General features: G+C 60.9%; 20 protein-coding genes. 7 read left to right on the plus strand and 13 right to left on the minus strand.

What is annotated here, in order from left to right:
• Positions 1-2: 2 nt before the first annotated feature.
• The 6 genes from H8F21_RS07170 (at position 3) to H8F21_RS07195 (ending at position 6,665) form a co-directional block, all read left to right on the plus strand.
• Positions 3-887: a LysR family transcriptional regulator gene (locus H8F21_RS07170; RefSeq protein WP_203584172.1), complete on the plus strand. Its 885-nt coding sequence runs from the start codon at positions 3-5 to the stop codon at positions 885-887.
• A gap of 141 nt (positions 888-1,028) precedes the next feature.
• On the plus strand, positions 1,029-2,093 hold the full coding sequence (locus H8F21_RS07175) for a putative 2-aminoethylphosphonate ABC transporter ATP-binding protein (protein ID WP_203480983.1): 1,065 nt from the start codon (positions 1,029-1,031) through the stop codon (positions 2,091-2,093).
• 1 nt (position 2,094) lies between these two features.
• Positions 2,095-3,819, plus strand: coding sequence for a putative 2-aminoethylphosphonate ABC transporter permease subunit (locus H8F21_RS07180; RefSeq protein ID WP_203584173.1), 1,725 nt, complete (start codon positions 2,095-2,097; stop codon positions 3,817-3,819).
• Positions 3,820-3,860: 41 nt separating this feature from the next.
• Complete coding sequence (locus tag H8F21_RS07185) at positions 3,861-4,886, plus strand: putative 2-aminoethylphosphonate ABC transporter substrate-binding protein (protein ID WP_136474008.1); 1,026 nt, start codon at positions 3,861-3,863, stop codon at positions 4,884-4,886.
• Between the two features lie 80 nt (positions 4,887-4,966).
• A complete protein-coding gene (locus tag H8F21_RS07190; RefSeq protein WP_328824446.1) occupies positions 4,967-6,100 on the plus strand; it encodes a TIGR03364 family FAD-dependent oxidoreductase in 1,134 nt (377 codons plus the stop codon).
• A gap of 10 nt (positions 6,101-6,110) precedes the next feature.
• Positions 6,111-6,665, plus strand: a complete 555-nt coding sequence (locus H8F21_RS07195; RefSeq protein ID WP_203480979.1) for a phosphonate degradation HD-domain oxygenase — start codon at positions 6,111-6,113, stop codon at positions 6,663-6,665.
• A gap of 65 nt (positions 6,666-6,730) precedes the next feature.
• On the opposite strand, the gene H8F21_RS07200 is transcribed toward H8F21_RS07195, so the two are convergent.
• The gene (locus H8F21_RS07200; RefSeq protein WP_203480978.1) at positions 6,731-8,095 is read right to left on the minus strand and encodes a GTPase/DUF3482 domain-containing protein; all 1,365 of its coding nucleotides are present in this window, start codon (positions 8,093-8,095) and stop codon (positions 6,731-6,733) included.
• Complete coding sequence (locus tag H8F21_RS07205) at positions 8,088-9,467, minus strand: DUF2868 domain-containing protein (protein ID WP_328824439.1); 1,380 nt, start codon at positions 9,465-9,467, stop codon at positions 8,088-8,090. Before H8F21_RS07205 ends, H8F21_RS07200 begins: the two co-directional genes overlap by 8 nt.
• A gap of 75 nt (positions 9,468-9,542) precedes the next feature.
• Here H8F21_RS07205 and H8F21_RS07210 point away from each other — a divergent pair, with 75 nt between their 5' ends.
• Positions 9,543-10,061 carry a dihydrofolate reductase gene (locus H8F21_RS07210; protein WP_136474013.1) on the plus strand — a complete coding sequence of 173 codons (519 nt, stop codon included), beginning with the start codon at positions 9,543-9,545 and terminating at the stop codon, positions 10,059-10,061.
• Between the two features lie 81 nt (positions 10,062-10,142).
• On the opposite strand, the gene H8F21_RS07215 is transcribed toward H8F21_RS07210, so the two are convergent.
• The 11 genes from H8F21_RS07215 to tcyJ all read right to left on the minus strand — a co-directional run bounded on the left by H8F21_RS07215 (position 10,143) and on the right by tcyJ (position 21,409).
• Complete coding sequence (locus H8F21_RS07215; RefSeq protein ID WP_136474014.1) at positions 10,143-11,534, minus strand: L-cystine transporter; 1,392 nt, start codon at positions 11,532-11,534, stop codon at positions 10,143-10,145.
• 172 nt (positions 11,535-11,706) lie between these two features.
• The gene (locus H8F21_RS07220; protein ID WP_203480975.1) at positions 11,707-12,351 is read right to left on the minus strand and encodes a methionine ABC transporter permease; all 645 of its coding nucleotides are present in this window, start codon (positions 12,349-12,351) and stop codon (positions 11,707-11,709) included.
• Entirely contained in the window at positions 12,341-13,468 is a 1,128-nt protein-coding gene (locus H8F21_RS07225) for a methionine ABC transporter ATP-binding protein (RefSeq protein WP_203480973.1), read from the minus strand. The genes H8F21_RS07220 and H8F21_RS07225 overlap by 11 nt, the downstream gene beginning before the upstream one ends.
• 1 nt (position 13,469) lies before the next feature.
• A complete protein-coding gene (locus tag H8F21_RS07230; RefSeq protein ID WP_203584175.1) occupies positions 13,470-14,273 on the minus strand; it encodes a MetQ/NlpA family ABC transporter substrate-binding protein in 804 nt (267 codons plus the stop codon).
• Positions 14,266-15,651, minus strand: coding sequence for an LLM class flavin-dependent oxidoreductase (locus H8F21_RS07235; protein WP_203584176.1), 1,386 nt, complete (start codon positions 15,649-15,651; stop codon positions 14,266-14,268). The genes H8F21_RS07230 and H8F21_RS07235 overlap by 8 nt, the downstream gene beginning before the upstream one ends.
• Positions 15,651-16,856 carry an SfnB family sulfur acquisition oxidoreductase gene (locus H8F21_RS07240; protein ID WP_203584177.1) on the minus strand — a complete coding sequence of 402 codons (1,206 nt, stop codon included), beginning with the start codon at positions 16,854-16,856 and terminating at the stop codon, positions 15,651-15,653. The genes H8F21_RS07235 and H8F21_RS07240 overlap by 1 nt, the downstream gene beginning before the upstream one ends.
• 20 nt (positions 16,857-16,876) lie before the next feature.
• Positions 16,877-18,118, minus strand: coding sequence for an SfnB family sulfur acquisition oxidoreductase (locus H8F21_RS07245; protein ID WP_203480960.1), 1,242 nt, complete (start codon positions 18,116-18,118; stop codon positions 16,877-16,879).
• A 177-nt stretch (positions 18,119-18,295) separates the two neighbouring features.
• Positions 18,296-19,015 carry a hypothetical protein gene (locus H8F21_RS07250; protein WP_203480957.1) on the minus strand — a complete coding sequence of 240 codons (720 nt, stop codon included), beginning with the start codon at positions 19,013-19,015 and terminating at the stop codon, positions 18,296-18,298.
• 169 nt (positions 19,016-19,184) lie between these two features.
• Complete coding sequence (gene tcyN / locus H8F21_RS07255) at positions 19,185-19,946, minus strand: L-cystine ABC transporter ATP-binding protein TcyN (protein WP_203480955.1); 762 nt, start codon at positions 19,944-19,946, stop codon at positions 19,185-19,187.
• 3 nt (positions 19,947-19,949) lie between these two features.
• A complete protein-coding gene (gene tcyL / locus H8F21_RS07260) occupies positions 19,950-20,615 on the minus strand; it encodes a cystine ABC transporter permease (RefSeq protein ID WP_168198502.1) in 666 nt (221 codons plus the stop codon).
• Entirely contained in the window at positions 20,615-21,409 is a 795-nt protein-coding gene (tcyJ, locus tag H8F21_RS07265) for a cystine ABC transporter substrate-binding protein (RefSeq protein ID WP_136474024.1), read from the minus strand. Before tcyJ ends, tcyL begins: the two co-directional genes overlap by 1 nt.
• Positions 21,410-21,455: the final 46 nt, after the last annotated feature.

Genomic DNA, 21,455 nt, shown 5'->3' on the forward strand with positions numbered 1-21,455 from the left:
GTATGTTGAGTTCCGAGTTGAAAGCCTTCTACATGGTTGCCCGTCTGGGCAGCATTACCCTGGCGGCAAAGAAACTCGGGCTCAGCCAACCGACGGTGACGACGCAGATCCGCAATCTGGAAAGCCAGTATTCAGTCGAGCTGTTTTTCCGCGGCGGCCGGCGCCTGACGCTTAGCGATGACGGCGCGCGCCTGCTGCCGATGGTAAAGACGCTGTTGCAGCAAGAAGCCGACATCGAGTTCTTCCTGCGCAACAGTGGGCAGGGGCAGGGCCGCCTGCGAATCGCGGCGACGGCGCCGTACTACATTCTTGATCTGGTGAAGATTTTCCGCGAGCGCCTGCCACAGGTCGAAGTGTCGGTAGAAATCGGCAACTCCCAGCAAGTGCTGGAGCTGCTGGAAGACTACCGTGTTGATCTTGCCGCATCCTCGCAACTGCTCGAAGATTCGCGTTTGGTGCGACGAGTGCTGGGCACTGACCCGCTGGTGGTGGCAGTGCACCGTAACCATCCACTGGCCTGCCGTGAGTCACTGCCGCTTTCGGCTTTGGCCGGGCACTGCTTGCTGGTACGCGAACAGGGGTCGAGCACACGCAAACTGACCGAGCAGATGCTTGTCGAAGCTGGAATCAAGGTTGGTTCAATGTTGGAAATTGGCAGTCGCGAGTCGATTCGTGAAGCGGTGTTGCGCAATATCGGTATCAGCATCATTGCCCGCCATGAAGTACCGCATAATCCTGAGCTGTGCGTGTTGAGCCTGGAGAAAGCCCCGGTCATGCATGAGTACCTGTATTGCTTGAAAGAGCGGCGCCAGGCGCGTTTGCCTGCGGCGTTCCTGGGTTTGGCGCAGGAAGCGGTAGGCGCGGGCTTGTCCCGCGACGGGGTGTAACCGCCACCCTGCACGCGGGCCAAGCCTGATCTGCAACACCAAAATTTGCCTATACCACTATCACCATCTTTTGCTTACCCGCCATAGAACCTTCGCATTCCACCCCTAGCATGGCCCTCATTCGTTCAATGAGGTCTTGCCATGAACACTCCAGTCGCAACCCCCGGCGCACAAATGAAAGTGCGCGGCATCCATAAGCGCTTCGGTGCCTTCACCGCCCTGCAGGATGTCTCGCTCGACATCGCCGCCGGGGAGTTGGTGTGTCTGTTGGGCCCTTCCGGTTGCGGCAAGACCACGTTATTGCGGTGCATCGCCGGCCTGGAGCGCCAGGACCGCGGCACGTTGTACATCGGCGATCGTGATATCTCCGAGTTACCGCCACAGGCTCGCGACTACGGCATTCTGTTTCAGTCCTATGCCTTGTTCCCGAATCTTACCGTCGAAGCCAACATCGCCTACGGCCTGGCAGGCAGTGGGCGCGAGGAAGTGCGTCAGCGCGTAAGCCAGATGCTTGAGCTGGTGGGCTTGGCCGGCAGTGAAAAGAAATACCCGGGTCAGCTTTCCGGCGGTCAACAGCAGCGGGTGGCCCTGGCTCGCGCCTTGGCCCCGGCACCATCGTTGCTGCTGCTCGATGAACCCATGTCGGCCCTCGATGCGCGGGTGCGCGAGCATCTGTGTACCGAGCTGCGCCAACTGCAACGCCAGCTGGGCATCACCACCCTGATGGTGACCCACAATCAGGACGAGGCCATGCTCATGGCCGACCGTATCGCCGTGATGAACAACGGGCAGGTCGAGCAGTATGCGACGCCTCAGGAAATCTACGACAAGCCGGCTACCCCGTTCGTGGCTGAGTTCGTGGGGCAGGGCAACTGGTTGCCGTTCCAGCGTCAAAGCGCCAGTCACGCTCAGGTCGGTGCCCTGAACATGCGTCTGGCCGAGGGTGCCAGCCAGGCGCACAGCGGACGCTTGTTCTGCCGTCCGGAAGCCATCAGCGTCAACCCGCCGGTGCATGAAGAAAACCTGTTTCCGGCGCGGGTACGTGAAATCACTTTTCTGGGTAATCGCTGCCGGATGAGTTTCGAGCTCAACGCGTTGCCCGGTCATGCCTTGCTCGCTGAAGTCGCGCCTGAGTCGATGCCGCGTCTTGGCTCGCAGGATATCTGGGTAGCGTTGCCGCCGCGCAGCCTGCAGGTGTTTGCCTGAGATGGCCGCGCCAATGGCCATGCCGATCGCGCAGGCGAAGGCAGCACAGCGCTCCGGCGCATCACTGGGTGATCGACTGTTTGTAGTGGGCGGCAAATGGCTGTTGCTGCTTCTACTGAGCATTGCAGTGTTGATGCCGCTGCTGGCGATCTTCTGGCGCGGCTTCAGCGGCGATGCTGGGCAGGGTGGCGGGTTGGTCGCTGCACGCGAGCTGTTTGCCAGTGCCAACTTTCACTGGCTGTTGGGCAATAGCCTGAAAGTATCGGTGAGCGTCGCGGCCATCGTCGTACCCTTGGCTTATCTGTTTGCCTATGCCCTGCAGCGCACGCTGATTCCTGGCAAGCGCATCTGGCGCGGCATCTCCTTGCTACCTTTACTCGCGCCCTCCATGCTGCCGGCCATTGCCCTTGTGTACCTGTTCGGCAACCAGGGCCTGTTGCGCGGGCTGCTCAGCGACAACATCTATGGTTTCTGGGGCATCGTCCTGGGTGAAGCCATCTACACCTTTCCGCATGCCTTGATGATTTTGCTGTCGGCGTTGTCGCTGGCAGATGCTCGTTTGTTCGATGCCGCTTCAAGCATGGGGGCAGGGCCTTGGCGCGCCTTCCACAGCATTACCTGGCCTGCCACGCGCCAGGCTGTGTTCGCTGCTTTCTGCCTGGTGTTCACCCTGACCATCACCGACTTTGGCGTGCCGGTCGTCGTCGGCGGTGACTATCAGGTGCTGGCCCTGGAAGCCTACAAAGCCGTGGTCGGCCAGCAGCAATTCGGTCGCGGAGCGTTGATCGGCATGGTGCTGCTGGTACCGGCCCTGCTCAGCTTTGGCGTCGATGCCTGGCTGCGTCGGCGCCAGGGCGATTCGATGAGTGGCCGCGCCCAGGTGTTTGTGCCACAACCATCGCGTCGTCGTGACGCCTGGTTCCTGGCTGTGGTGGTAGTGGTCTGCGCCGTACTTTTGCTGGTGGTGGGCATGGCGGTGTACTCGTCGCTGGTCACCTTCTGGCCGTACAACATGACTTTGTCGCTCAAGCACTATCAGTTCGATGAAACTGCAGGGGGAGGGTGGCTGGCTTACCGCAACAGCCTGACCATGGCACTGGCCACAGCATTAATCGGCAGTGCCGTGATTTTCACGGGCGCCTACCTGATGGAGAAAACCAAAGGCCAGCGAGCGCTGAACCTGGTGCTGCGCTTGCTCAGTTTTATTCCGATGGCGGTGCCGGGTTTGGTTCTCGGCCTGGGCTATGTGTTCTTCTTCAACCTGGCCAGCAACCCCCTGCATGTGTTCTACGGCAGCATGGCGCTGCTGGTGGTGTGCACCATTGCTCACTATTTGACCACTGCACAGATGACCGCGACCACTGCGTTGCGCCAGCTCGATGGCGAGTTCGAAGCTGCTGCGCTATCACTCAAGGCGCCGCTGTACCGGCACTTTCTGCGGGTGACGGTACCGATCTGTCTGCCGGCTCTGCTGGACATCGTCCGCTACCTGTTCGTCTCGGGGATGACCACCGTGTCGGCGGCGATCTTCCTCTACAGCCCGGACACCATTCTCGCCGCCGTCGCCGTGTTGAACATGGACGATGCCGGCAATGTTGGCGGCGCTGCCGCTATGTCGACCCTGATCCTGCTCACCAGCGCCACCGTATCACTGCTGCTGGCCTGGGCTTCGCGGGGCCTGCTGCAACGTTCACAAGCCTGGCGCCAGCGTGCCCCGGGTAATTGATTGCCCTACCCAACCCTCGTACCGTTCAAAGGAACCGCATCATGTTCAAGCCACTTGCTCTTGCCGCTGCCGTCCTCACTGCGTTCAGCCTGCAGGCGACTGCTGCCGAGACTCAGCTGACGGTCTACACCGCACTCGAAGCTGAACAACTGAAGAGCTACAAGCAGGCCTTCGAAAAAGCCAACCCGGATATCGAGATCAAGTGGGTACGTGATTCAACCGGCATCATCACCGCCAAGCTGTTGGCTGAAAAAGACCGTCCACAGGCTGATGCAGTGTGGGGATTGGCCGCTTCCAGCCTTGCGATCCTCGATCAACAAGGCATGCTGCAAAGCTATGCCCCCAAGGATCTGGACAAGATCGGTGGCAACTACCGCGACGCTGCCAACCCACCGGCCTGGGTTGGCATGGATGTCTGGGCAGCGACTATCTGCTTCAACACCATCGAAGCCGAAAAGCAGGGCCTGACCAAACCGGTGAGCTGGCAGGACCTGACCAAGCCCGAGTACAAGGGCAAGATTGTGATGCCTAACCCAGCGTCTTCCGGCACTGGCTTCCTGGATGTCAGCGCCTGGTTGCAGACCTTTGGTGAAGCGCAAGGCTGGGCCTACATGGACGGCCTTCACCAGAACATCGGCCAGTATGTTCACTCTGGATCCAAGCCATGCAAGCTGGCTGCGGCGGGTGAATTCCCGATCGGTATTTCGTTCGAGTACCCGGCTGTACAGCTCAAGCGCCAGGGCGCACCGCTGGACATCGTGCTGCCGAAGGAAGGCCTGGGCTGGGAAATCGAAGCGACTGCAGTGCTCAAGGGCAGCAAGCACGAAGACGCCGCCAAGCGCCTGGCTGACTTCTCGGCAAGCCCCGCGGCCATGGAACTGTACAAGGAAAACTTTGCCGTACTCGCCCAGCCGGGAATCGCCAAGCCACAGACCGAACTGCCAGCTGACTACGAACAGCGCCTGATCAAGAACGACTTTGCCTGGGCTTCGAAGAACCGTGACGCGATCCTGGCGGAATGGCGCAAGCGCTATGACGGCAAGTCGGAGAAGGTTGCGCAGCAGTAATACCTCATCGTGTGCCAGGCCCGTTTTTACAGGTGAATCCAGACCTGGTGCGGCGGGCCTGGCCTGCGATCCTCAAGGAGATTGCAATGACCGATCTACTGATTGTCGGCGCCGGCATACTCGGCCTGTCCCACGCCTATGCTGCCGCCCGCCGCGGTCTCAAGGTCACGGTTTTCGAGCGCACCGCCACACCCTTGGGTGCCTCGGTGCGCAACTTTGGGCAGGCGCTGGTGACGGGCCAGCCACCAGGTGAAATGCTCGAGCTGGCCAAAGCCAGCCGCGGTATCTGGAAGCACTGGTCGCGTCACGCCGGTTTTGGAGTAAGGAGCAACGGTTCGCTGCTGTTTGCGCGCACTGCGCTTGAACAAGAATTGCTTGAAGCCTTCTGCGCCGAGCGCGCGGTGGATCAGGGTTACCAGGTCGAGTTGTTGTCGGGCGCCGCCCTCAACGACCTCTACGGCGGTCGCTTTCGTCATCACCGCGCAGCCTTGCGCGGGCTGCAAGACCAGCAGTTGTACTCCCGCGAAGCGATTCCCGCGCTGATCCGTTTCCTGGCGCACGAGTTGGGCGTGACCTTCCACTTCTCCACCCTGGTGCGCGATATCCAGCCTGGAAAGATGTCGACCACTGCCGGGGAATTCAGCGCTGCTCAAATCGTTGTATGTTCTGGGCACGACTACCAGACCTTGCTGGCTGAACCCATCGCCAATCTGCAACCGCAGGTCTGTCGGTTGCAGATGTTGCGAGCCCGCCCACGATTCAATCTCGACCTGCAGCATGCCTTGCTCACCGGTCTGAGCTGTGTGCACTACGGCGCCTTTGCCGATCTGCCTCAGGCCCAGGCGCTGAAGGCGCAATTGCAGGCCGATAGCCCGCACCTGATGGAACACGGCATACACTTGCTGATCAGCCCCACGCCCCATGGTGAACTGATCATTGGTGACTCGCATGCCTACGGCAGCGATGCCTCGCCGTTCAATGCCGAGCAAGTCGATAACTGGATGATCGAACTGGCAGAGCACACCCTCGGTGGTCGTGTCGAAGTGGTCGAACGCTGGCAGGGCGTCTATGGTTCAGGCGGGCCGGGGCCATTTTCGTTGCTGCAGGTGGCGCCAGGTGTCAGTGCTGCGCTGATGCACAGCGGCGTTGGCATGAGCGTCGGGCCGGCCTTGGCCGAGCGACATATCGCTCGGTTGTTCAACGAAACCGTGTGAGGGGATGACGATGAGAACAGCCGAACAGGTTGTCAGCCAGATTTTTGCCCTGTATCAGCAGCATGGCGATGAGGACTACATCGGCGAACCGGTGTCGCAGTTGGAGCACATGTCCCAGGCCGCTCAATTGGCGCTGGACGAAGGCTTTGATGATGAAGTCGTGCTGGCTGCGTTCTTCCACGACATCGGTCATATCTGCGGTGGTGCCGAGGGCAATATGGGCGGCTATGGCGTGGTAAGCCATGAACAGGTGGGCGCCAATTACCTGCGCAATTGCGGGTTCAGCGAGCGCCTGGCGAAGCTGGTGCAATACCACGTTGAAGCCAAGCGCTACCTTACATTGCGCAAGCCGGGCTACTACCAGCGATTGAGTGAGGCCAGCCGTCGTACCCTGGAGTATCAGGGTGGGGTAATGAGCGAGGCCGAGGCGGATGCATTCGAGCGTGACCCGTTGTGCAAGGTCAGCCTGCGCATGCGCGAGTGGGATGAATTGGCCAAGGAGATGCATGTGCCGGTGATTGACTTGAATATGCTCAAGTCCAAGGCATTGGCGCTGTTGCATTGATACATCGCGGGGAAAGCCTGATGACCACTATCCCAGTGGCAGCGGGCTTGCTCCGCGGTAGGGTTCTAAAGCTCCTGCACCAAGCTGTCGATCTGCTCCTGGCGCTCGGGTTGATTGATCCGCGCCCCTGGATTCAATGACGACCATTGTGGATGCGCTCGCGCTTTGCTCAAGGCCTCTGGCAACTTGCCCTCACGCCAGCTCTGCTCTTGCGGTGTGCTCAACTTGATCCTTTCCATCGCGGCATGACCGCGACTGTCCAGGGCCTGGATCAGTTGGTGCTGACGCAAAGCCAACAAGCGCAGCACACTGTCATCCACCGTCAGCTCGCGCTGCCCCTTGAGCTTGCCCAGCAAGCGTGAGCCGTAGCTACGCGCAGTCTGCAAAGCGCCGCCGGCAATGGCTCCGGCCAGCGCTGCGGCGCCCAGGGTCAAACCGCCTACCAGCAGATCGACCCCAGCACCGGCGGCGGCACCCGCGGCCACGCCACTGCCCAGGCGCACGCCCAGAAGCTTGAGGGTCTCGGGGTTGAACAGGTCATCGCCCCAGCGTCCGTCGAGCAGCGGCAAATCGCTGGCGCTGGCATCGTCCTTGCGAAAGGCATACAGCTTGAGCAGGGCTTCGACGCAACGTTGTTCACGTTGGCGAACATCCTTGCGCAACGCCTCGATCGCCACGGCTTGCGCTCCAGGTTCGGCCACCACGCTTCGGCGGCACGCGGCACAATCTATCAACAGTTCGGCAATCAGGCGTTTAGCGCTGTGCTGACGGGCCAGGCGCTGGGCGTCCTGATCGTCGATCAGGCGTTGTAGCGCGGGCCGAGATTTTTCCAGCATCAGTGCCAGGCTTTCATAAAGCCGCCGCTCGCCATCTTCCGGTGGCGCGACGCTGTCGAAACGCACCAGTGCATGCAAACCAAGCCGGGCCAGCGCTTCACGCCAGGCGGGTTCGCGATGGTCGCTGCTGGCAACAAAGTTGAGCACCGGCAGTAGCGGTTTGCCGCAGCTGGCAAGCACTTCCAGCTCGTCACGGTACTTGGCCAACACCGGTTCACGCGCATCGATTACATATAGGCCGGCATCACTGGCGAGCAGTTGGCGCACCACCTTGGCCTCTTGTTCAAAGCGTTGGCGCGCTTCACTGCCCTGAAGAAAGCGCTCCAGCCGCGCCGGGCCGTCCAGGCGCTCGCCGGGACGCTCCAGACGCTCAAGGTAGTCGAGCAGGGCGATAGCGTCTTCCAGCCCCGGGGTGTCGTAAAGCTCCAGCAACGGTTCGCCATCCACCGACAGTCGCGCACCCTCCACATGGCGAGTAGTGCTGGGCCGATGGGATACCTCGCCAAAGCCGACATCGCGGGTGAGGGTACGCAACAACGACGTCTTGCCGACGTTGGTGTGGCCAACCACGGCCAGTTTTAGCGGCTTAGTCATGGCCATGCTCCAGCCAGTTCAGCGGGGCGCTGTCGGAATGCGCAAGCCCCAGTTGGTCCAGCGCCTGATGCCAGTCGCCGAGGCGATCGGCATCCAACGCCTGCCCAGGCAGCGCTTGCAGCAGCCATATGCGTGTAGCACCGGCATTGCGGGCGAGTTCGGCGAGCAACGCCAGGCTGCCACGATCCGGCGAGCGCCGCGGGTCACAAGCAATGACCAGGCGTGCCGGGGGAAAGCGGCTGAGTTGCTCAAGCAACTTATTGCGCGACTCACGGCTGTCGAGTATTCCGGCATTGTTGACGGTGGCGGGCAGGGCGGGTGGCCACGGCCGCTGGTCGTCCAGTTCCAGGCCAACCAGCAAGGCACCGTCGGAGTGCTCGTCACCCACACCACGGACAATCTGCGGCAGGGCATCCGGGGCTGCGTCGTTAACGCCAAGGCGCTCGCTGCTGGGCATCAGCGCTTCACGCAATTGGCTATAGCCTGGAAGGTTGATGTCCAGGCTCAAACGCTTGCGGCCACTGCGCCAGCGCCACAGGCACAGCGAGGCCAGCAGCAGCCGTGGAGCAATACCGAACACCAGCAACACGCCGAGCAACCAGCTGGCCCAAGCCTGGCGGGCCAGTTCAAGGGCGGGTTGACTGTCGCCACTGGCGCGGATCATGGCAATGTCCGGTACGTTAAAACCGAGCAGGGCAGGCAAGGCGCCGAGGGCTTGGGTCAGGGCTACGAAGGTATCGGCACCGAGAATGGTCGTTTCCCAAACGAAGCCGTAGCGCCGAGTGGCGAGCAGAATCAGCAGCATCACCAGGGCTGTGCCAAGGGCCACCAGCCACAGGCCATGGACCAGCAGGCCCAGTAGCCAGCGATTGAGTCTTTGCCGCTGCAGCAACACCAGCAGGGCGGGAGCCAAATGCACGGCCTGGGCATCACGGGCAAATTTTTCACTGAGCCACAACCACAGCCTGCCCAGGGTTGCCCCTTGCTCCCCGGCGAAGAAGAAGCCGAGCGCCCATCCGCCCAGCAACAGCAGGTTCAAGCCCAGCAGGCTACCCAGCGCCCAGAACACATTCACCGGGCGCTGGCTGTCGCCCAGGGCGGCCAGGGCCAGGCCGGCGCCGCTGAGTATCGCCAGCACCAGCAACAACGCCAGTGCCAAGCGGGCACCTTGCTTCCAGCGTTGCAGGGCGCTGCGCATGCCATCGCGCTCGGCCAGCCACAAGGCACGATGCTCAATGCGTGTCGGCAGGTCACCGCCCGCCTGGCGGGCGTGGCGGTTGGCTTCCTGGTCGTCCAGAAGGCCTGCATGTTCCTCACGCAGGCGTACTGCTTCAGTGAGCCAGCGTTTGTCCAGGTCAGTCAGTGCAGTCACGCGGTCTTCCATTGATCAAGTCAGCCCAAAGCATAACCCAGGCGCCGAAGAACGGGCTTTGCTATCCTCGCGGACATGAAAACATCACTTCCCCTCAGCCTGATCGCGGCGCTCGCCGAGAATCGTGTGATCGGCATCGACAACAGCATGCCCTGGCACCTGCCGGGGGATTTCAAGTACTTCAAGGCTACCACCCTGGGCAAGCCAATCATCATGGGGCGTAAAACCTGGGATTCGCTCGGCCGGCCGTTGCCTGGGCGTTTGAACCTGGTGGTCAGCCGCCAGCCAGGGCTGCAGCTCGAAGGCGCGCAGGTGTTCGACTCACTCGACGCGGCCATGTTGCGGGCCGAGCAATGGGCGCTGGAGCAGGGCGTGGATGAGCTGATGCTGATTGGCGGCGCGCAACTCTACACCCAGGCCATCGAGCGAGGCCTGGCTGATCGGTTGTATTTGACGCGGGTCGAATTGAACCCGGAAGGGGATGCGTGGTTTCCAGCGTTCGATGCGGCGCAATGGACGCTCGCGTCGACGCAGGCAAATCCGGCGGAAGGTGACAAGCCGGCCTACCACTTCGAGGTCTGGGAAAAGGCCTGATTCACTCGGTAGGAGTGGGCTTGCCCCGCGACAAGGCGGCAAATAACCTGCCGGCCTATCGCGGGCCAAGCCGCTCTGGCGTTAGCTGTGGCTCAGTTCGGCATGTTCGTCGGTGCCCAGCACCTGACGATCTGTTTGCTTGAGCATCTGGCTGGTAATCGCCCCTGCGGTCATCGAACCGTTCACGTTCAATGCTGTACGACCCATGTCGATCAGCGGCTCGACCGAGATTAGCAACGCCACCAGCTCTACCGGCAAGCCCATGGCCGGCAGCACGATCAGCGCGGCAAAGGTCGCACCGCCACCGACGCCGGCAACACCGGCCGAACTCAGGGTGACGATTGCCACCAGCGTTGCGATCCACAGTGGGTCGAGCGGGTTGATACCGACAGCCGGAGCTACCATCACCGCCAGCATTGCCGGGTACAAACCGGCACAGCCGTTCTGGCCAATGGTCGCGCCGAACGAAGCGGCAAAGCTTGCGATCGACTGTGGAATGCCCAGGCGCAGGGTTTGCGCTTCGATGCTCAGCGGGATGCTGGCAGCACTGGAGCGGCTGGTGAAGGCGAAGGTCAGCACCGGCCAGACTTTGCGGAAGAAGCGCAGTGGATTGACGCCGCTGATCGCCAGCAACACGCCATGCACCACAAACATCAGCCCCAGGCCGATGTACGAAACCACCACAAAGCTGCCGAGCTTGAGGATGTCGTCAAGGTTCGAGCTGGCAACCACCTTGGTCATCAGGGCCAACACGCCATACGGGGTGAGCTTCATCACCAGGCGCACCAGACGCATGGTCCAGGCTTGCAGGGTGTCGATAGCGACCAGGGCGCGATTGCCTTTTTCGGCATCATCCTTGAGCAATTGCAGGGCGGCCATGCCAAGGAACACGGCAAAGATCACTACGCTGATGATCGACGTCGGCTTGGCGCGCGCCAGGTCGCCCACCGGGTTGCTGGGGATGAACGACAGCAGCAGTTGCGGGATATTCAGGTCTGCGACCTTGCCCACGTAATCGCTCTGAATAGCCTGCATGCGTGCGGTTTCGGCGGTGCCTGCCACCAACCCCTCGGCGGTCAGGCCGAACAGGTTGGTCAGGCCGATACCGATCAGTGCGGCGATGGCCGTGGTGAACAGCAGGGTGCCGATGGTCAGGAAGCTGATTTTGCCCAGTGAAGAAGCGTTGTGCAGCCGCGCCACAGCGCTGAGGATCGAAGCGAAGATCAGCGGCATGACGATCATTTGCAGCAACTGCACATAGCCGTTGCCAACCAGATCCAGCCAACTGATGGTGGCCTTGAGTACCGGATTGCCTGCGCCATAGATGGTATGCAGGGCAGCACCGAACAACACGCCCAGAACCAGGCCGACCAACACCTTCTTGGCCAGGCTCCAGTTGCCATGACGGGTTTGCGCCAGGCCTAGCAGCAATGCCAGGAACGCCAGCAGATTGAGAGACAGCGGCAGATTCATTGAAGCTCCAGGGATAACGCGGGGAATCGCCTCTGTGTGCGATTGCGAACAGAAATGCTAACAGCATGAAAACGGACGAATTTATATCAAAAAGTAATTTGCTTAGTATTTTTTGGAATATATGCGCTGCACGCAAGCCTTCAATAGCCGCTCACGCAGCTATCGGCGCCGCCTAGCGCTTGTTCAGGCCTTTGGCCAAACGATCACCGCCAAGCTGAATCAATGCCACCAGCAGCACCAGCATGACAATCACGGTGAGCATGATCTGGCTGTCGAAACGCTGGTAGCCATAACGATAGGCAATGTCGCCCAAGCCGCCTGCGCCGATGGCCCCTGCCATGGCCGAGGAGTTGATCATGGTCACTAACGTGATGGTGAAACCGCCGACGATACCCGGTAGGGCCTCGGGCAATAATACGTGCCAGACGATATGCCAGCGTCGGCAACCCATGGCTTGCGCCGCTTCGATCAGACCGTGGTCAACTTCACGCAAGCTGACTTCGGCGATTCGGGCAAAGAACGGCGTGGCGGCAATGGTCAGCGGCACTACTGCCGCCCACACGCCATACGTGGTGCCGACGATCAGGCGAGTGAAGGGAATCAGCGCGACCATCAGGATCAGGAACGGTATCGAGCGGAACAGGTTAACGAAGGCACCCAGTACCCGGTTCAAGGTGGGGGCCTGGAAAATCCCGCCCTTGGCGCTGGTAACCAGAATCACCGCCAAGGGAATCCCGGCGAGCAAGGCAATCAGCGATGACACCCCGACCATCAACAGGGTATCGAGTACGCCCTGGAACAGGCGATCAGTCCACATAACCCAGCACCTCTACGTGTGTGGCCCATTGGCGGGCGCGCTCAATGATCTGCTCGTGGCAGTGCGGCGAATTCGCGACCGACAGCACCAACTGCCCCAGCGCACGCCCCTGGATCGGCTCGATGCCTCCCTGCAGTAGGCTTATCCGTCCGCCGAGGCTGGTGAACAATGTGGATAACTCCGGTGCCTGGCGTTGCGTTCCAGCAACCTTGAGGTTCAATACCAAGGCTGCCTCGGCACTGCCCGGCTGCACCTGCAGACGGGCCTGCAGCTCGGGTGGCAAGGCGGCTTGCAACGGTGCCAGCAAGGTTTTGCTGACCTCATGCCGTGGGTCGCCGAACACTTGCCACACGGCACCCTGCTCAACGATGCGCCCGCGCTCAAGCACCACTACCCGGTGGCAGACATCGCGGATGACCGCCATCTCGTGAGTAATCAGCACCACGGTCAGGCCCAGGCGCTGGTTGATGTCGCGCAGAAGCTCAAGGATGGAGGCGGTGGTTTCCGGGTCGAGGGCCGAGGTCGCTTCATCACAGAGAAGAATATCCGGGTCGTGCACCAGCGCCCGGGCGATACCGACGCGCTGCTTCTGCCCGCCCGACAATTGTGCCGGGTAGGCATGGTGCTTCTGTTCGAGCCCCACCAGCGCCAGCAGTTCGGCTACCTTGCGTTGGCGCTGGGCCTTGGGCACGCCAGCGACCTTGAGCGGCAGCTCAACGTTCTGCCATACGGTTTTCGCCGACATCAGGTTGAAGTGCTGGAAGATCATGCCGATGCGCCGGCGCAGGCGTACCAGGCGGTCCTCATCGAACGCGCCGATATCTACCTGGTCGATCAGCACGCGGCCGCTGCTGGGTTGTTCGAGACGATTGATGGTGCGGATCAGCGACGACTTGCCAGCGCCGCTACGCCCGATGATGCCGAAAATCTCACCGCGCTGAATGTTCAGGTCGATGGCTTCCAGTGCCGGTGCGCTTTGCCCCGGATAGGTCTTGCTCAAACCGATAAAGCGCACATGGGTACTGCTCAACTCGGGATGCAGCGCCCGTTGCTCAGCCTGATGCGGTGGTGCGTATGCGTGCTCCTTGGGCACCTCAAGGGCGGTGGCGGCGCTCATGTCAGCTCTCCCAACCGGGTTGATAGAGCTTGCCGTGGGCCTTCTCCAGGGCGGCACGTACTGCAGCCGAATGCTGGTAGATGTCGATGAACTTGGCCAGGCGTGGGTCATCCTTGGTCTGCGCACGGATGACGAACTGAATCACATACTCCTTGTGGTCGAGGCCATCGAACAGCAGCGCCGAGGCGGCATCGAAGGTGTTGGCCAGGCGAATGTAGGCCGGATAGCCCTGGACCAGATCGGCATCGTCATAGGCACGTACCAACTGCACCGCCTCGACCTGGAGAATCTTCAACTGCTTGGGATTGGCGATGATGTCCTCTTCGCCAGCCTTGTAGCCAACCCCCGGCTTGAGGCTGATCAGGCCGGCCTTGGCCAATAATTGCAGGCCGCGACCGCTGTTGATCGGGTCGTTGGCGATTGCGACGCTGGCGCCTTGTGGCAGTTCGTCGAAGCTTTTGTACTTTTTCGAATACAGGCCGACGTTGTTGATGATGCCCGGCGCATAAGGCACCAGATCAAACCCGGCGGCAGCCTTGGCGTTTTCCAGGAACGGGATGTGCTGGAAGTAGTTCACGTCGATATCACCGCTGGCCAGGCTTACATTTGGAGCGATCCAATCGCTGAACTCGATCAGTTCGACACTAAGGCCCTGTTTTTTCGCTTCGCTGACGGCGGCTTCCAGCGGGATGGCAAAGGCTGCAGTGGTGCCCACTTTCAGTGCCTCAGCGGCGTGGCTGCTGCCGAATAGACCGAGGGTCAGGGCCAGGGCCGCCACGGGGCGGGCAAGGAAGGTCTTAAGCATGCAGTTGCGCTCCTGTCTGGGCGGTGTGGCGATAGCTGGCGCCAGGGTGGTCGGCGGGCAGCAGGGAGTGGTCACTGGCGAAAAGTTTTTCGCGCAGGCTGCCGGGTTCGTAGGCAGTCTTGTAGGAGCCTCGGCGCTGCAGTTCGGGTATCACCAGATCGATGAAGTCGATGTAGCTTTCCGGGGTTACCGTGCGGGTCAGGTTGAAACCATCCAGGCCGGTATCGGCAATCCAGCTTTCCAGGGCGTCGGCAACTTGGGTCGGTGAGCCGACGATGGTGACGTAGCGTCCGCCCAGGGCATGCTGGTCAAGCAGCTTACGGCGGGTCCAATCGTTGTTCTGCAAGGCTTTGGTGGCCGACTGGATAGCGTTGCTTTTCACGTACTGGATAGGTTCGTCCAGCTCGTATTGTGAAAAGTCGATTGCGGTAGAGCTGGCGAAATGTGCGACCCCAGCTTCGGCGCTGGCGTAGTGCAGGTACTCGGCATGTTTGGCCCAGGCTTGTTCTTCGCTGCGGGCAACAATAACGGTGAGGCCCATGAACACCTTGATCGCCCCTGGGTCTCGACCGGCGGCCACGGCACTGGCGCGCACCTTGTCGACCTGGGCACGCGTGCCTTCCTTGGTCTGCCCGCTGATGAACACGCACTCGGCATGGTTGCCGGCAAAACCCAGGCCACGCTCGGAGCTGCCTGCCTGGAACAGTACCGGGGTGCGTTGCGGCGAGGGCTCGCACAGGTGGTAGCCGTCGACCCGGTAGAACTCGCCCTGGTGGTTGACCTTGTGGACCTTTTGCGGGCGGGCGTAGACCCGTTGCTGGCGATCGTTGATCACCGCCCCGTCTTCCCAACTCCCTTCCAGCAGCTTGTACAGCACCTGCATATATTCGTCGGCCTGATCGTAGCGGCGGTCGTGTTCAGCTTGCTGCTCAAGGCCCATGGCCCTTGCTGCGCTGTCCAGATAACCGGTGACGATGTTCCAGCCCACGCGGCCGCGGCTCAGGTGGTCGAGGGTCGAGAGCTTGCGGGCGAACAGGTAGGGCGGCTCGTAAGTGAGGTTGGCGGTCAGGCCGAAGCCCAGGTGCCGGGTTACCGCGGCCATCGCCGAAACCAGCAGCAGTGGGTCGTTGACCGGTAACTGGATCGACTCTTTGAGCGGCACCTCGACGCTGTTTTGGTAAACGTCGTAGACGCCGACGATATCGGCGATGAACAGCCCGTCGAATAGTCCGCGCTCAAGTAACTGGGCAAGCTCGGTCCAGTACTCGAGGGTCTTGTACTGGGTGGAGGTGTCTCGCGGGTGAGTCCACAAACCATGGTTGATGTGCCCGATGCAGTTCATGTTGAAGGCATTGAGCAGGATCTTTTTCCTGGCCATCAGATCGTCCCCCGCAGCGGTGGGTTCTCGTCGTTGAGGTAGTAGTTGCCGATGGCGTGGTACTTCCAGCGCACCGGATCGTGCAGGGTGTGCACGCGAGCATTGCGCCAGTGGCGATCGAGGCCGTGTTCGGCGAGGGTCGCCTGGCTTCCGGCCAACTCGAACAGGGTCGTGCCGGCGGCCAGGGATATTTCGGTGCTGATCGCTCGGGCCTCGGCAACGGCGATGGATGCCGCGGCTACAGTACTGGCATTCGGGGCGGCCTGGGCCAGGTCGAGAAACTCGCCGGCACGCTCGAGTAACGCCTCGGCTGCATGCAAGCGGATCGCTAGATGACCGAAGGACTTCAACGTCAAAGGGTCTTCGCTGGCCTGGTCATTGCCTGAGTCGATCCAGGGGCGGCTGCGGGTGCGCACAAACTGCAGCCCATCTTCATAGGCGGCGCGGGCAATGCCGGTGTCGATGGCAGCATGAAGAATCTGCGCCAGTGGGCCGACAGGCGTAGGTCGTTCGAAGGCCGTCTGGAACGGCAGCACATCCTCGGCATTGACCCGGACATTCTCGAACAGTACCGAGCCGCTGCCGGTCGTGCGTTGACCAAAGCCGCTCCAGTCGTCGATCACTTGCAGTCCCTCACTTTCGGCAGGGACGAAGACCAGATGCTGCACGCCGTTTTCATCCACTACCGAGGTGGGAATGCGCTGGGCATAGAGCGCACCGGTGGCGTAGAACTTGCGCCCGTTGATGAGGAAGGCGTCGCCGTCGCGGCTCAATGCCGTGGTCCGATCATGAGCGGTCTTGGTGCCCAGTTCGGCCAGCGCATTCCCAAAGCGTTGCCCGGCCAGTACTTCGGCGTACAGGCGTCGCTGTTGCGCGGGACTGCCATTTACGCGCAGCACCTCAAGGGCATAGAAATGGTTTTGAGGAATCTGTCCAAGCGATCCGTCGGCCTGGGCGATACGGGCAATGACCTTGGCCAGGGTGACGTTCGAAACACCTACGCCGCCAAAGGCTTTGGGCACGCTGATGGCCCAGAGCCCGGAGCGGGAAAAGAGGGTCAATTCCGCATGCGGTAGGCGCCGTTCGCGGTCACGCAGAGCGCTGTCGCGACGCAGTTGAACGGCAACTTCCTCGGCAATGAGTAAAGCCTGGGCGTCAGTGTGGATGACCGCGACGTTTTCGTGCGGTTGTGGCAGAAGGCTCATAAAAAGCTCCAGTGGTCTGGTTAAATCCAGGAGTGCCGGGCAGGCAACGTACCGTTGAGGTGATAGGCGCCAACGGCGTGGTATTTCCAGCGCACTGGGTCGTGGAGGGTGTGGACCCGGGCGTTTCGCCAATGTCGGTCGAGGTTGAACTCGGCGAGGGTTGCGCGGCTGCCGGCAAGCTCGAAGAGCTTCTCGCTGGCCAGCAGGGCAATCTCGGTGGTCAGCACCTTGGCTTCGGCCACCGCAATCGAGGCGCGCGCGGCCGAGGCTGCATCGATTGGCGCTGCATTGACTTCATCGAGCGTGCGCGCCGCCTTGTTCAGCAAGGCCAGGGCAGCGTGCAGCTCAAGTTGCAGGCGCCCGATGTCGGCAATTACGTAAAGGTCTTCGCAGGCGCGTTCGACCTTGGCATCAATCCATGGCCGTGAACGCTCGCGGACAAAGCTGATGGCATCGGCGACCGCTTCCTGAGCGATACCGGCGTCAATGGCGGCCTGGATCAGTTGAGAAACGGCGCCCTGAATGTTGGGCACCTCGTTCTGTCGCCAGTTGTCGATCACCAGTTCAGGGTCTACCTGAACCCGGTCCAGTAGCACGGTGCCGCTGGCCGTGGTGCGTTGGCCAAAGCCGGACCAGTCGTCGACGATCCGCAGCCCCGGCGTGCCGCGACGAACAAAAGCCATCACCTGGCGGCCTTCATCGTTCAGCGCCTTGACAGCCACCCAGTGGGCGAACAGTGCGCCAGTGGAATAGAACTTCTGTCCGCTGAGCAGATAGTGATCGCCCTCCCGGGTAATCCGCGCCTTGAGTTCCAAGGTGTTCTTGCTGCCGCGCTCGGGGCCGGCATTGCCGATGCGCCAGCCGTCGAGCACCGACTTGAACAGCAACGTCTTTTGCCGTTCGCTGGCGGTGCCTTGGAGTAACTGCAGGATACCGAACTGATTCTGCGGAATCTGTCCCAGTGCCGGATCGGCCGCGCTGATGATCCGAAACACCTCGGCAAGGGTGACAAAAGACACCTGCGCGCCGCCGTAAGCATGGGGAATGGAAATGCTGCCCAGTCCACTGCGGGTGAACTGTTCAATTTCTGCCCAGGGCAGTTTGCGTTGTTGATCGCGTCGTGCTGCCTGGCTGCGCGCTATATCGGCTAATTCGTGCGCGGCCTGCAAGGCTTGTGCGTCAGCGCCCAGCACGCTTGCTGGCAGCAGCAGCGGGGCGCTATCAAGATCGCTGTGGACGTTTGTATCTGCCAGATTGGACATCAGTACCGCTCCTTGGCTGTACTCAATGCCCTGGCGTTACGCACTGGGGTGATTGTGTTCCCGACCATACCTTACCTCACGTATTGAAGTGGTCGGCGCAACGCGCGCCGACTGAAATGCGCTGGTCCGGTGGTCCGGTTTATATACCCTAAAGCTGTATAAAAATTAAATAAACTATCATTTTGGAATATGAATAGAAGTACTCCGTGGTCGCTCGACGAACACCTGCAATTGCCTGGCAGGAGCCCATATAGAGCGGTTACCGACGCGATCCAGAATGCAGTAACTCAGTTGCAGATGCGGGTCTGGCCCCCATTCCTGAATCAACGCCAGGGGGATTTTCGCCTTGATCGGTTTGCCCACCTGATGCTGTGCCAACACCGGCAAGTCCAGGCGCAGATCGCCCCAGCACAGGGTAATTTGGTCGCCACCGGCCATGTTCGAGTAAGGCGCCAGCGTGCAGGGCAGGTCGTGGTTCAGGGCATCGAGAGAAAGGCCGTGATGGCGAACCCTGGTGGCCAATTGCACTGGCTGAAGCTGCGCATGGTCGCCATTGCCCCCAGGGCAGTCGAGTTTGACGAGCACTTGTCGCTCGGGCGAACGTATCGGACGGTAACCCGGTGTGAGCAAGCGGTAGTGCAGGCGATGTACGCCGTTGTGCAATAAATGACCAGGTATAGGCATGTCGATTGCGTTCGTCACTTCATCGGTGTGCAGGGTGCGAGCACTGACAAAACGGTGCCCCCAGAACATGGCGAGCAGATCACCGGCTTGCATCGGCGGCTCAATGACTATGCGCGCCTGTAATCGAGAGGCACTGTGGCGCCCGATACCGCCCGCGTGGATGCCGGGGAGGGAAGGAGGGGTTAATTCGCTTGCGTGGCTGACGTGGGGCATAGCGCGCATCCTTGGCATGAATATCTGCGGGACTGGCGGTTATTAGTCAGCAAGCGCAAAGGATCAAGGCTCAATAGTGCCTTTTGCCAGGCAGTGGCAAACTTCGGAAGCGGCCTACGCCCGCAATGGATGGGTGCGCGCAGCCAACGCTGTGAGTCTGGCGGGGAACTCAGTACCCGGTGTTTTGCGTACCGAGAAACTTGCCCAGAAACTGCCGGGTACGTTCTTCACGGGGATGGGCGAACAGCGCCCGCGCCTCGCCCTGTTCGACAATTACACCCTTGTCGAAAAAGATCACGCGATTGGCGACATCACGAGCAAAGCTCATTTCGTGAGTGACGATAATCATGGTGCGCTTTTCCTCGGCCAGGCTGCGGATGGTCGCCAGCACCTCTCCGACCAACTCAGGGTCAAGTGCCGAGGTTGGCTCGTCGAAGAGAATCACCTCAGGCTCCATCGCCAGCGCACGGGCAATCGCTACCCGTTGCTGCTGGCCACCGGAAAGCTTGCGCGGATAGGAAGCCTCCTTGCCTGCCAGGCCGACCTTGGCCAACAGTTTCATGCCCAGGGCCACCGCTTGTTCGCGAGGCGTCTGTTTGACCACCAGCGGACCTTCGATGACGTTTTCCAACGCTGTGCGATGGGGAAACAGGTTGAAGTTCTGGAACACGAACCCGACTTGCTGGCGCAATTTGCGGATCAGCCCTTGCTGTTGCTTGAGGGGACGGTTGGCATCGATCGTCACATCGCCTACCTGGATCAGGCCACTGTTGGGTGTTTCCAACAAGTTCAGGCAACGCAGGAAGGTGGTTTTGCCCGAGCCACTGGGGCCAATGATGGCAATAACCTCACCGGCCTCGACCTTCAGGCTGATGTCGTTCAGAACTGTCTGGCCGTTGAACTGCTTGCTCAGTCGCTCTACCACGATCATGCCTCAGGACTCCTGGTCGTGCCGGTTGACTCGCGCTTCCAGGCGGTTCTGAAAATGCGCAAGAATGCTGGCCAGTACCCAATAGATCAGTGCGGCGGCAAGGTACATGGTGAAAATTTCAAAGGTTCGTGCAGTGATCAACTGCGCCTGGCGGAACAGCTCCGGCACCTGAATAGTGGCGGCCAGGGCGGTGTCTTTGACCAGTGAAATAAAGCTGTTGCCCAAGGGCGGCAACGCGGTGCGTGCTGCCTGTGGAAGAATCGCCCGGCGCATGGCCTGACCGCGGGTCATGCCGATACTGGCCGCAGCCTCCCATTGGCCTCGATCGATCGAGCCGATAGCGGCGCGTAGAATCTCACAAGCGTAGGCGGCCATGTTCAGCGAGAAGCCAATCAGCGCTGCAGGCAGCGGGTCCAGTTCCAGCCCCAATTGCGGCAGGCCGTAATAGATCATGAACAACTGGACCAGCAGCGGTGTGCCGCGAAAGAACGACACATAGACCCGCGCTGTCCAGCTCAACAGCTTGAGCGATGACAGGCGCATCAGCGCCAGGCCGAAGCCCAGCAACAAGCCAAAGAACATCCCGCCAAGGCTGAGGATGACGGTGTAGTACGCGCCCTTGAGTAGAAAGGGCGCGCTGTCCAGCGCAAGCTGCAGGCTTTCTTCGATCATTTAGTCACGTCGGCGCCAAAGTACTTCTCGGACAGTTTGCTCAGCGTGCCGTCGGCGCGCAGTTTGTCCAGTGCCTTGTTGATGGCGTCGAGCAGTTCTGGCTCGCCCTTGCGCAGGGTGACTCCCGACTCCAGGCGCGAGAAGGCGTCTCCGGTAATGCTGGTGTCCTTGGCCTTCTTGGCATATTCGAGGGCGGCCAGGCGGTCGATCAAGGTCGCGTCGATGCGGCCGACACGCAGGTCCTGGAATTTGGTTGGGTCGTCGTCGTAGGTCTTGATCACCGCCTGCGGGACGTTCTCTTTGAGCCACTGCTCATAGTTTGTCCCCAGGCCTACCCCGACTTTCTTGCCGGCAAGGTCTGCGGCAGTCTTGATATTGAGCTCATCCTTTTTCTTGGTCAGGACCAGCGCCTGAATACCGGAAACGGTATAAGGCTGGGAGAAGTCGTACTTCTTTTTGCGCTCGTCAGAGATGGTCACCTGATTGATCACCACATCAAGGCGCTTGGACTCAAGGGCTGCGAGAATGCCGTCCCATTTGGTCGGTTGCAGCTTGGCTTTGACACCCAGCTCCTTGGCCAGCGCCTCCGACAGCTCCACTTCGAAACCGGCCAGCTTGCCATCGGCATCGACGAAACTGAACGGCGGATAGGTGCCCTCCAGGCCGACGCTGATCGTGCCCTTGTCCTTGATCGTCTTCAACTGCTCGCCGGCAACGGCCTGACCGAGCAGACTGGCGCCCAGCAGCAGGGCAACGCCCGCATTGAGAATCTGTTTACCGATTACTGTCATGACGAAGCCCCAACGTTATTGTGGTGTGGAAGGCGACTATAGGGTG

Origin of the sequence: Pseudomonas arcuscaelestis, assembly GCF_016881005.1 — a bacterium.
In the GTDB taxonomy this organism is placed as follows: domain Bacteria; phylum Pseudomonadota; class Gammaproteobacteria; order Pseudomonadales; family Pseudomonadaceae; genus Aquipseudomonas; species Aquipseudomonas arcuscaelestis.